The 9,533-nt window shown below is 41.9% G+C and carries 20 protein-coding genes and 2 pseudogenes; 19 read left to right on the plus strand and 3 right to left on the minus strand.

The features are described 5' to 3' along the window. Nucleotides 1-201: 201 nt before the first annotated feature. The 9 genes from IPL35_00145 to IPL35_00185 all read left to right on the plus strand — a co-directional run bounded on the left by IPL35_00145 (nucleotide 202) and on the right by IPL35_00185 (nucleotide 4,016). Nucleotides 202-390, plus strand: coding sequence for a hypothetical protein (locus tag IPL35_00145; protein MBK8441900.1), 189 nt, complete (start codon nucleotides 202-204; stop codon nucleotides 388-390). Next, nucleotides 366-1,073, plus strand: a complete 708-nt coding sequence (locus tag IPL35_00150; protein ID MBK8441901.1) for a hypothetical protein — start codon at nucleotides 366-368, stop codon at nucleotides 1,071-1,073. The genes IPL35_00145 and IPL35_00150 overlap by 25 nt, the downstream gene beginning before the upstream one ends. Continuing rightward, nucleotides 1,070-1,330 carry a hypothetical protein gene (locus IPL35_00155; protein MBK8441902.1) on the plus strand — a complete coding sequence of 87 codons (261 nt, stop codon included), beginning with the start codon at nucleotides 1,070-1,072 and terminating at the stop codon, nucleotides 1,328-1,330. Before IPL35_00150 ends, IPL35_00155 begins: the two co-directional genes overlap by 4 nt. Continuing rightward, nucleotides 1,279-1,566: a hypothetical protein gene (locus IPL35_00160; GenBank protein MBK8441903.1), complete on the plus strand. Its 288-nt coding sequence runs from the start codon at nucleotides 1,279-1,281 to the stop codon at nucleotides 1,564-1,566. The genes IPL35_00155 and IPL35_00160 overlap by 52 nt, the downstream gene beginning before the upstream one ends. A gap of 93 nt (nucleotides 1,567-1,659) precedes the next feature. Continuing rightward, the gene (locus IPL35_00165; protein ID MBK8441904.1) at nucleotides 1,660-1,950 is read left to right on the plus strand and encodes a hypothetical protein; all 291 of its coding nucleotides are present in this window, start codon (nucleotides 1,660-1,662) and stop codon (nucleotides 1,948-1,950) included. Nucleotides 1,951-1,965: 15 nt separating this feature from the next. Beyond that, nucleotides 1,966-2,904: a hypothetical protein gene (locus tag IPL35_00170; protein MBK8441905.1), complete on the plus strand. Its 939-nt coding sequence runs from the start codon at nucleotides 1,966-1,968 to the stop codon at nucleotides 2,902-2,904. A 55-nt stretch (nucleotides 2,905-2,959) separates the two neighbouring features. Beyond that, a complete protein-coding gene (locus tag IPL35_00175; GenBank protein ID MBK8441906.1) occupies nucleotides 2,960-3,214 on the plus strand; it encodes a hypothetical protein in 255 nt (84 codons plus the stop codon). A 17-nt stretch (nucleotides 3,215-3,231) separates the two neighbouring features. Beyond that, on the plus strand, nucleotides 3,232-3,612 hold the full coding sequence (locus IPL35_00180; GenBank protein ID MBK8441907.1) for a hypothetical protein: 381 nt from the start codon (nucleotides 3,232-3,234) through the stop codon (nucleotides 3,610-3,612). Then, a complete protein-coding gene (locus tag IPL35_00185) occupies nucleotides 3,594-4,016 on the plus strand; it encodes a hypothetical protein (GenBank protein MBK8441908.1) in 423 nt (140 codons plus the stop codon). Before IPL35_00180 ends, IPL35_00185 begins: the two co-directional genes overlap by 19 nt. Before the next feature lie 21 nt (nucleotides 4,017-4,037). On the opposite strand, the gene IPL35_00190 is transcribed toward IPL35_00185, so the two are convergent. Beyond that, a complete protein-coding gene (locus IPL35_00190; protein MBK8441909.1) occupies nucleotides 4,038-4,598 on the minus strand; it encodes a hypothetical protein in 561 nt (186 codons plus the stop codon). Between the two features lie 99 nt (nucleotides 4,599-4,697). Here IPL35_00190 and IPL35_00195 point away from each other — a divergent pair, with 99 nt between their 5' ends. The 6 genes and pseudogenes from IPL35_00195 to IPL35_00220 all read left to right on the plus strand — a co-directional run bounded on the left by IPL35_00195 (nucleotide 4,698) and on the right by IPL35_00220 (nucleotide 6,397). Then, nucleotides 4,698-4,970 carry a hypothetical protein gene (locus IPL35_00195; GenBank protein ID MBK8441910.1) on the plus strand — a complete coding sequence of 91 codons (273 nt, stop codon included), beginning with the start codon at nucleotides 4,698-4,700 and terminating at the stop codon, nucleotides 4,968-4,970. 10 nt (nucleotides 4,971-4,980) lie between these two features. Continuing rightward, nucleotides 4,981-5,154: a hypothetical protein gene (locus IPL35_00200; GenBank protein MBK8441911.1), complete on the plus strand. Its 174-nt coding sequence runs from the start codon at nucleotides 4,981-4,983 to the stop codon at nucleotides 5,152-5,154. Between the two features lie 25 nt (nucleotides 5,155-5,179). Then, nucleotides 5,180-5,377, plus strand: coding sequence for a hypothetical protein (locus IPL35_00205; GenBank protein ID MBK8441912.1), 198 nt, complete (start codon nucleotides 5,180-5,182; stop codon nucleotides 5,375-5,377). After that, nucleotides 5,364-5,510 (plus strand): annotated as a pseudogene (locus tag IPL35_00210) (glycosyltransferase). The gene IPL35_00205 and the pseudogene IPL35_00210 overlap by 14 nt, the downstream one beginning before the upstream one ends. A gap of 55 nt (nucleotides 5,511-5,565) precedes the next feature. Further along, complete coding sequence (locus IPL35_00215) at nucleotides 5,566-5,802, plus strand: glycosyltransferase (GenBank protein ID MBK8441913.1); 237 nt, start codon at nucleotides 5,566-5,568, stop codon at nucleotides 5,800-5,802. A gap of 76 nt (nucleotides 5,803-5,878) precedes the next feature. After that, entirely contained in the window at nucleotides 5,879-6,397 is a 519-nt protein-coding gene (locus IPL35_00220) for a hypothetical protein (protein MBK8441914.1), read from the plus strand. Here the strand turns inward: IPL35_00220 and IPL35_00225 are convergent. Then, nucleotides 6,394-6,886 (minus strand): annotated as a pseudogene (locus IPL35_00225) (YbhB/YbcL family Raf kinase inhibitor-like protein). The gene IPL35_00220 and the pseudogene IPL35_00225 sit on opposite strands and share 4 nt — an antisense overlap. A gap of 377 nt (nucleotides 6,887-7,263) precedes the next feature. Here IPL35_00225 and IPL35_00230 point away from each other — a divergent pair. The 4 genes from IPL35_00230 to IPL35_00245 all read left to right on the plus strand — a co-directional run bounded on the left by IPL35_00230 (nucleotide 7,264) and on the right by IPL35_00245 (nucleotide 9,000). Then, the gene (locus IPL35_00230; protein ID MBK8441915.1) at nucleotides 7,264-8,322 is read left to right on the plus strand and encodes a hypothetical protein; all 1,059 of its coding nucleotides are present in this window, start codon (nucleotides 7,264-7,266) and stop codon (nucleotides 8,320-8,322) included. A 98-nt stretch (nucleotides 8,323-8,420) separates the two neighbouring features. Beyond that, nucleotides 8,421-8,558 (plus strand): hypothetical protein, encoded by a 138-nt coding sequence (locus tag IPL35_00235; protein ID MBK8441916.1) that lies wholly within the window; start codon nucleotides 8,421-8,423, stop codon nucleotides 8,556-8,558. Further along, a complete protein-coding gene (locus tag IPL35_00240) occupies nucleotides 8,555-8,752 on the plus strand; it encodes a hypothetical protein (protein ID MBK8441917.1) in 198 nt (65 codons plus the stop codon). The genes IPL35_00235 and IPL35_00240 overlap by 4 nt, the downstream gene beginning before the upstream one ends. Nucleotides 8,753-8,766: 14 nt before the next feature. After that, entirely contained in the window at nucleotides 8,767-9,000 is a 234-nt protein-coding gene (locus IPL35_00245) for a T9SS type A sorting domain-containing protein (GenBank protein MBK8441918.1), read from the plus strand. A gap of 391 nt (nucleotides 9,001-9,391) precedes the next feature. Here IPL35_00245 and IPL35_00250 read toward each other — a convergent pair. Continuing rightward, a partial coding sequence (locus IPL35_00250) for a hypothetical protein (GenBank protein ID MBK8441919.1) occupies nucleotides 9,392-9,533 on the minus strand: 142 nt, incomplete at its 5' end.

Below are 9,533 nucleotides of genomic sequence, written 5' to 3' on the forward strand. Positions count from 1 at the left end.
TTACAAATGCTCTTATTGTTTTTTTTACTGTCTATATTTATACAATAATAAAAAAAGTTTATTTTATCTTGTATTTGTATCGTTATTATTGCTAATATTATACTCACAGACTGATGTATTAATTTTTGATTTTTATATGCAATATTTTTTATTTTTAAGTTAATGTTGGGGTATTTTTAAAAACCATAATTTATTATAACTATGGGTAAATATTTGATACTTATTTTGTGCGGCACTCTATTGCTGTTCACTTTATCTTGCACCAAAACAGAAATAGCAGTAGTTGGCGACAACAATGCTCCTGAAGATTATACTATATCCAATGAAATAAAAGATAATTTTATTTCAAAAACATTTTGCTGCTCTTGGGCAGAAAACCCAGCGACATAGAGTACACCACCGTATTTGAAATACTCAACCGCAATAACTGCTCTGTTGCCGACCGTGAAGCTGTTATTGATTTGCTGTTTGCTCACCCCGATTATCGCTTGTGGCAATATCGGCAAGAGAATAACCAACTCCTCAATAATGCCACCGCCGACGAAATCGCCTATCATATAGCAGAAGTGGAATCCGAAATCAATAACCCCGATTTGTCGGAGGTGCTCATTGAAAATCAAAAGGAACTTCAACGCCTCTATTTGCTCCGCGATGCCCTTGACGACTACACCAAAGGAAATATCAACATCATAGAACTCCACCGCCGCTTGGTGAGTACGCGTATTTTCTTTTTTTCCAAAGGCTTCGGAAAAGACTGGATTAACAGCGTTTTTGAATATTTTTTGAAACGACTCGCCACCGAGAAAGAAGCAGATGCCGGAGGCTCTATATTTTTCGGCTATCAAAGTGTGTTGTTTTTGCAATCAGGAACTTCTTTTGATGAATTATTGCAAATATTTTTCAACTCCGATGCCTATTTTATAGCACAAGTGCGCAGTTTATACCAAAAGTATTTATTTCGCGAGCCTGCCAACGAAGAGTTGCTGCCCCTGCTGCAATCCTACCAATCCAACCTCGACCGCGAAGCCCTCCTGAAAACTATTTTATTAAGCAACGAATATCTCGGAATATGAAACCTCTGTCGTACAAATTGCTGTCGTTGATGACTGCCGTAGTGCTGCTCGCTGCCGCCTGCCAACAAGAAAAATTGGTGGTATATGAGGTCAATAAAGAGCAAGTGTCTTTAAGCACTATTGATAAAAACAATTATAAAAAAGAATTGGAATTTATCACCTGGCTTATTCGGATTTGTTTGATAAGCCCATTGACAACGCCGAATTGCAACAAACCGCTTTTACCTACGCCGCTATCGGCGATAAAGATTTGGTGACGGATATGCTCATTCGCGATTTCCTGAAACGTGATAATGCTCCTTTGCCTTCCGATTTTGAGATGCGGCTCAATATTCCCGTTTTTGTAGAAAATACTTATCAAAAATTTTATCACCGCAAGCCCACCGAAATGGAAAAATGGTACTGGAACGATGCTATTGGCAAAGATGCCGATATTACGCCTTCGCTTATTTATTATACTTTTTTGACCTCCGAAGAATATCGCTTTTTTTAATACATTAAAGAAAAACTGATAAAGTATGAACCGCCGTAATTTTGTTAAAAAAAGCGTTTTGGCTTCTACTGCTGCGCTTGCGTTCCCTATATTTTGCCTACGGGCAGGTTATTTGCCGCCACCGGCAGCCGCATCGCCAACCATGTGGTGTTTTGCCTCTTTGCCGGAGGTATCCGAAATATAGAGTCGGTACAAAAAGCCGAAGGCAATCTGATGCCCAATTTACTCGCCGGTAATGAAGCTATCAACGCCGATATTGTTGATGCTGTGCAGCCCTTGAATACTTTGCTCCCGCAGCCCCTTCAGCAAAAGGCAACCTTGTTTAAAAATTTTCGCTACAACAGCCCTTGGCGGGGGCACTACCAAGCAATACTGTGGCAATGACCGGAGCTTATGTCAATGAAACCGATTTTAGTTTCAGCGAATACACCCGCCGCCCTACTTTATCCGGAATACTATCGCAAACACAGCAGCCCCGCCACCTCCGCTTTGCAAACGTGGTGGGTATCCAACGGCATCGGCGAAAACGAAAAACTCGCCCACAGCAGCGATGCCAACTATGGCAGTAGTTTCGGTGCCAACTTCATTTCGCCCAACTATGTGCTGTACAACTACGAAGCTATTGATGTATGCAAAACTTTTTCTTCATCTGAACAACTGAAAACCAACAAACTGCGCACTTTTTTAAATAATAACTTTGAAAACCCCCTCAACGCCTCTTCTATCGCCGCAGATACTTATTTTAGTAATACGCCCGAAAATAAAACCCGCATTGAAGCTTTTTTGAGCCAGCTTATTCAAAAAGGAAAAACGGGTCAATATTACGAATCCTGGGGCTTGCCAAATGCTTTAATGAATGGCGACATGTATAATGTAATGCTCGCCGAAGAGGTGTTGCGCACTTTTAAGCCGGAATTGTGTGTGGTAAATATGACCGAAACTGATGTGTGCCACCGAAATTTTTCGCAATATTGCAATAATCTCCAAAAAGCCGATTATGCCGCTGCACATCTTTGGCAAACCATTCAATCCATACCCGAAATGGCAAACGACACCATCTTAATCATTGCTCCCGAACACGGCAGAGACTGGGAAGCCAACTCTATCGTTGATGAGTATGGGCGTTATGCCATTGACCACGGCGGCGATGATGGCAGCAACGAAATATTTTGTATGGTAGCAGGTCCTTCTGATAAAGTGTATCAAAACAATATCATCAATGCCATACAAGGTGAAAGTATTGATATTGTGCCTACTATTGCTCATATTTTGGGTTTTTATCAAGATATTCCCGGTGGATTTTTAAATGGCACTCCTTTATATGCCGCGTTCAAATAATATATTTTTCCGCTCAAAGATGCGCTTCTTTTATACCCAATAAAAAATTGCAATTATGAGAAATTATCAATTTTATCAAGCATTTATATCGGCAATGGTATTGATATTGACCTTATCCTGCGGAAAAGAAACACCCGATCCCGATAATCCTTTCAATAATATCAGTCAAGTGCCTTCGGATAGTAGCCAAATACCCTACACTTCGCTCGACTCCTCCGATATTACTGCCCTGCACCAACAGATTTTTCAGCCGAAATGCGCCATTCCGAGTTGTCATGGCGGCGTTTTTGAGCGGATTTCCGCACTGTAGAATCAACCTATAATACGTTGGTGTATCAGGAGGTGATAAAAAATAACGGTGATTATGAATTTCGCTTTCGTGTAGTGCCTTACGATACGGCAGCAAGTTGGCTGCACGAGCGGCTGCTCACCGATGATGAGGTACTCGGGCGTATGCCGCGCTACGCACCCCCACTCAATGCTACCGAAATGCGTCATATCAACGAATGGATTTTGAATGGAGCTAAAGACATAAACGGCGATGTAGCCGTGCGTCCTGATATAAATGTCGGCATTTATGGTTATGATGCCTACGACCTCGATGGCAATTTGGTGAGCAACAACCGCCCACAGGAAAATGAACCTTTTGTGCTGGAAAACGACCAAATTATTAATATGGTCATGTTTTTTTGCTGTGGGGCATTATAATGCTTGCAGTGGGCTGCAAACAGGAAGATGCCGATTTGGGATTTACCGAAATACCGGAAATTGAATTGATTGGCACGCAGCCTCTTTCAGTAAAAGCATTCAAAGACAGCATTGTTTTTACCATTGCTTATAAAGATGCCGATGGTGATTTGGGCGAAAATAATGCCGATGCCGAAAACTTATTTCTCACAGACGAACGCATCGGTATTACATATCCGTACCGTATTCAGCAGTTGTCGCCTGCATCGGTGCCCATTCAAGGACAATTAGATGTGGTACTTAAACACACCCTCATCACGGACGGCAGCACCCTGCAAAATGCAACATACAGCATATATATAGAAGACCGCGCCAAACACCGCAGCAATACCGTCACTACACCGAATATTGTAGTGCAGGAGTAATAAAAAAAACACCGAAAAATACTACGGCTTTTTGGCAATTTGCGGCTCGCCCTCAAAATATACCCAAAATAAAGGCAAATCACCGCGAAATGAACCATCTGAATTATAAATAGACTCCACCGGAGCCATTGCTATAATTTTGCTGTTCATTTTAAAATTTTTCTTGTCAAAATACCATTCCTGCTTTACACGGAATTTTTTTACTTCGGGGCGGTTGAGCGGATTTTCTATCGGCTTCATCACCTCTTTTTCCGTTACAGGGTCGGCAACCAAAATCGTGTCGTGTTTGACAAAAATATCTGCGATTTTCTCTTCACTCAGCAACTCATAAGCCGTAAAATCATACGCCTTGCGCTCGCCTTTTTCTACCGCCTCCAATATAATATCCATCAGTTCGCGGTCTTTCATCGCTATCGTTTCTATTTCTTCGTCCGGCGAATTGAATTCTACTTTAAAATGGGTGCGTTTTGCCCACACTACCTCCTGACCTGCACTGCTGCTGCTGTCGCCCTTGTCGTTTTTGCAAGAAAACAAGCAAGTCATTATCATCAAAAACAATAAAAAATATGTACCTTTCCTCATTGCTGTTTGTAAGGTGTTTTAAAAAAATTTTATTTTAAAAAAATATTGCTCAACCGCTTGCAAAAATAGTAAGTTTTATGGCGATTTTTATTTTTTCGCGTGCTGTTCAGCGGCAAAACCACCGAATTGTGGAATTGGTGCGCCCCACGCCGCGATGTGGCGGGCATATTGATGCCGGACGTACACGATTGCCGTTTGATGTACGATATTGCGGCAAAAATTTATTTTCAGGCGCAATGTCTGCAGCCCGACACTGCCAACCTCGTAAAAGTAGGTAAATTTTCTTTTTACCAAAAAGCCTTTGAACGCGCCAACCGTATTTTTGGAAAATGCCGCACTACACCTATCTTACCGCTACATTATTATAGATGAATTAGGAAAATTGGAATTGCGCCGTGAGGGTTTCTATGCGGCGGCTCAACCGCTGTTGCATCAATTTCAGCACCCGCCGCCACTTTTGCACGAGAGGCATATTATAGTGGTTGTCCGCGAAGATATATTGCCCTTATTCATTCAACATTTTGATTTGCATACTTTTATCTTATTCATCATCTGAACGACTTGGAAGCAATAACAAATTCTTGAACAAAACACCGCCAAAGCTACTATTTTTGTGCTTTGAATGTTTTTTTGGGAAAAATAATGATGATCATATTGTCGGTAAAAGTTTTGCTCTGCTCGCTCGCCGTGGCTTATTTTGTGCTGATGCGGGTGTAGGTGCGTGCTTGGCGGCAATTGCCCAAGAGCAGCGTACCGCAAGATTTTGTGCCATCAAGTAGGTATCAGCGTCATCATTCGGCTCGCAACGAAGCCGCCAATATTGAAAATTGTGTGCGCAGCATTGTCGCACAACACTATCCCGCCGCTTTGTTTGAAATAATTATTGTGGACGACCACTCCGAAGATGACACCGCCCTTTTGGTGAAAAACCTCGGCTGCCGCAGGTGCAAGCTGGATTTAGCGGCATATTTACAAGGAAAAACATCAACTCTTACAAAAAGCGGCTATCGCTTACGGTATTGCACAAGCCCGCCACCCGCTTATTGTGTGCACCGATGCCGATTGTACGACACCGCCCCTTTGGTTGCGCAGCATTGCTCACCAATATCACACTAATCCTTATCGCCTGCTCACGGCTCCGGTGGCTTTCGAGGGCGAGCAAAGTTTTTTTCAACGGTTTCAAAGTTTGGATTTTGCGGAATGATGCTCATCACGGGTGCATCGCTGCACAAACGACTTTCGCTGATGGGAAATGGAGCTAATTTGAGCTACGAAAAGCGGTGTTTTATGAAGTGGGCGGCTTCGACCAAATTGATACCGTAGCCTCCGGCGATGATTTGTTGCTCATTCAGAAAATAGCAGCATATTATCCGCAAGGTATTTCTTTTTTAAAAAATACCGCCGCTATCGTCACCACAGCTGCCTGCCCCACTTGGAAAGATTTTTTACAACAGCGTATTCGCTGGGCTTCCAAGAGCCACCAATACAACGACTGGAAAATAAAAAGCATTTTGCTGGGGGTGTATCTGCTCAATGTGAGTTTGTTGTTTTTGCCACTTGTGGCTCTTTTTGATATTCGGTGGTGCTGGGTATGGATATTTCAGATATTTGTAAAAATTATTGCCGATTATTTTTTTCTTAAAGAAGCCGTTTCTTTTTTTGGGCGCGGCGATTTGATGCGTATTTTTTACCTGCCCAATTGCTGCACATCATTTATATTGTATGGGCAGGTTGGGCAGGCAACTGGAAACGCTACGAATGGAAAGGTCGCCGCGTGCAATAGAAAAATAATTTTTTAATCGCGGCGGTGATAAAATACCAAAGTGGATTTTGCTAAAACGTGTGTGTACATCGTAAATGCTACCGCCGCCTGGCAATGTGTTTTTATCTAAGCCTAAAGTGGCTACATCTAAAGCATATATCGTAATGTTGTATTGATGAATACCGTGCCCTTTCGGCGGGCAGGGTCCATCGTAGCGGCAATTTCCGAAATCGTTGAGGCTTTGAATGGCACCTGCGGGCGGCATTGTGCTGTCTGCAACACCTAGAGCCGGCGGACAACTCGCTGATATGCGCGGAATATCAAACAAGAGCCAATGCCACCAACCCGAAGAGGTCGGCGCATCGGGGTCGTGTACGAATACCGCAAAACTCTTCGTGCCTTCAGGTGCACCACTCCAACTCAATTGCGGCGACTCATTGCGCCCGCCGCAGCCGCTATAACATTCGCGCTCGGTTGCCTGACCTTGCAGGGTGTCGCTTTTTAATGTAAAATTCTGTACTGACATGTTTGAATGATAAGTTGATTTTTTTAGTTTTTTATATCTGTGATTAAAAAGAAGAATAGTATCAATATAAAAAAATTTTATTCAATGGCTGTTTGTCTGAGTTGTACCTTGTGTGTGTTTGTAAGATACACCATTTTTGATATTGAAAAAAATTTATGCTCTTCTGTTTATAAAAAATTTTACGCTTTTTTATTCTATATCCATCATTTTATTGCCTTCATTTACCTGTGATATCATTGTATTTTGCTTTCTTCAATTCCTTTTTTTGATTTTTATAAATAAAAATATTTATTTTTACATTTGTGATATTTTATGATAAATAACAGCAAAAACGCTAATTTCTATTCTTTAAACAATCCTAAAATTATTTTAATTACATGAAAAAAATTTTGCTTTGTTGCTCTCTGTTGTTGAGTGCGTGGCAATTGCAAGCGCAATGTACACAAAACACCGTCAACGTAGGAGGCTCTAATAATTGCAATACGGCACCGCCCATTGAGGGCTATGTGAACTCGTGTAGCAAACTTACTATCAGCAATGTGGGCAATGTGTGGGGTTCGCCTCAGCAATCACCCAGTTGCGGTGTAGGCACGGTAAACCACGATGTGTATGTAAAATTATCTACGCACCCTGCCAATGTTATTCCGAGTTATGATGGTTCGGTGGTAGTGGGTTTTCATAGCTATCCGGGGTATACCAACAACCCGCCTACTATCGCTATCCACGCAGAAGTGGACGGAAAAGCAGAAGACCCTATTTTTGGTTGGTGTACCATTAATTTGGATATCGACTGCTTGAACCCTGCTCCCACCCAAAGCAGCGATTTCTTAGTAACCAACATTTATTGCGGTGATAAAGACAGCATCAACAATAATCACTTGTATTTGCCGCCGGGTAGTATTCCTTCTTTGTCGGGATTATTAACTTCTTTGCAACAACAAGGACAGCCTATCTGTGAATTAACGGATATTGCACTTTGGATACAGGCTGAAACATACGATGCTACCCAAACCGGCACCTTCGCTTTTGAAGTGTCAGAATATGCACCCGGATTTTTGTGCGGCGACCCGACTATTATGACCCTCGCCGGAGCTGGAACTACCAAAACCGCCAGTGCTACTAAATGTTTGTGCGAATTTGCGGAAATGGTGGTTTCCACAGGCGGGCAACTATTCAGGAGGTACGGCTCCTTGCCCTACCGCGGAACTTCGGCGTGGTTCAAGTTTTACAGCACCTTTTACCGCTACCGAAAACAATGTAGCTTTTTATCTATCAGCGGCTCCAGCGTAGCGCAAAATTATAATATCTCTTTGTTGTCTAGTGTGGTATGCCCCGATAAAACAACTACTAACCCTTTGGATAACAGCACTATCACTTACAAAGGTGACTTGATGGACGCTCATGTGGTGGAAGGTCAGTCGTGCGGTAGCACCTGAATAAACTGCTTGCCGCCGGTGATTACTGGGTAGTCATATCGGGTGAAAGCACAAAAGCTTCTTTTACACTAAATACCACCGTTACCGGTGCCAATTGTTTGGCTGCCAACCTCGCTGTTACTACCAACGTAACCAATACCAACTCTACCGAACAAGCTGGGTTATTACTGCTACCAATACCATTACAAATTGCTTCTAATACTGTTATTTATGCGGCAGAAAACTTGTTGATTTGAAACCCAGCTTCTTGCAGGGCTACGGCTGCCGGAACTTCGGTATTCAAAGCGTATATCTTGCCCTTGCAGCCAACACCTGCTTTAATGCGGCACCTGCACCTACCACCAATGAAGTGGCTGCCATTAAAGCGGCGGGTACTAACTACAATAAAGTTCATTTAAGCAAAAAAGCTACTATTACGCCCGGCAAGTGATTTGTTCTGCGAATATGGCTCCGAACCCAACTTCAGAATCAGTGACACTCAATTACAACAACAGCAGCGATGTAGCTTACAAAGCTTTGGTAGAAGTAATTGACGTACAAGGAAGAACCGTATTGAGTGTAATAGATGGAGAAGATGCCTTCTCAATTACAAATGGTGTTAGATGTATCATCTGTGCAGAAGGTATTTACTTCGTAAAATTGACACTTTCTAACGGAAAATCTGTTTTCCAAAATTAGTGGTACAATAATTCTGAAATTATTACGTTGTAAAGGAACTAAAGGGTGATCAAAATTGTTTTTTCAAACCAATTTTGACGAGTATTAACAATACTGTGTAAAGTGAAAAGAAGAAGCGAAAGTAAAATTATACTTGTATAATTTGAAACGCCGAGACCATAACCACTCCTTTACAAGAGGTTGCTTTTTAGGCAACCTCTTTTATATAAAAAACCCATAAAGCTCTTGAAACTTCATGGGTTTATCATACTGCCTATCGCAAAAAGTTATTCAATATCAATCTGTTGCCATAAGGAGTTTTTTAACAAAAAATTACCTAATGCCATTTATCGTTTTTGAATAAAATTGGTGTTTCACGCACTGCTTTTGATACAAAATAGCTGTGTAATTGCTAAAAACGAGGACAATATAAACGCTCGCTGCGCTGACGGAAACCGCCAATATGTACAAATGATAATTCAGGAGTACCCGATAATTTATTGGAGCCTGCTTTCAGTTCCGATACATTGATGTCATACGATAACAAGGCGCGG

The organism is Sphingobacteriales bacterium (genome assembly GCA_016711285.1).
Classification (GTDB): domain Bacteria; phylum Bacteroidota; class Bacteroidia; order Chitinophagales; family UBA2359; genus JADJTG01.

Bases quoted from the DNA above. Each gene is read 5' to 3' on its own strand.
- IPL35_00145 (MBK8441900.1), top strand. From the start codon at position 202: ATGGGTAAATATTTGATACTTATTTTGTGCGGCACTCTATTGCTGTTC.
- IPL35_00155 (MBK8441902.1), top strand. From the start codon at position 1,070: ATGAAACCTCTGTCGTACAAATTGCTGTCGTTGATGACTGCCGTAGTG.
- IPL35_00170 (MBK8441905.1), top strand. From the start codon at position 1,966: ATGAAACCGATTTTAGTTTCAGCGAATACACCCGCCGCCCTACTTTAT.
- IPL35_00175 (MBK8441906.1), top strand. From the start codon at position 2,960: ATGAGAAATTATCAATTTTATCAAGCATTTATATCGGCAATGGTATTG.
- IPL35_00190 (MBK8441909.1), bottom strand. From the start codon at position 4,598: ATGAGGAAAGGTACATATTTTTTATTGTTTTTGATGATAATGACTTGC.
- IPL35_00230 (MBK8441915.1), top strand. From the start codon at position 7,264: ATGAAAAAAATTTTGCTTTGTTGCTCTCTGTTGTTGAGTGCGTGGCAA.
- IPL35_00245 (MBK8441918.1), top strand. From the start codon at position 8,767: ATGGCTCCGAACCCAACTTCAGAATCAGTGACACTCAATTACAACAAC.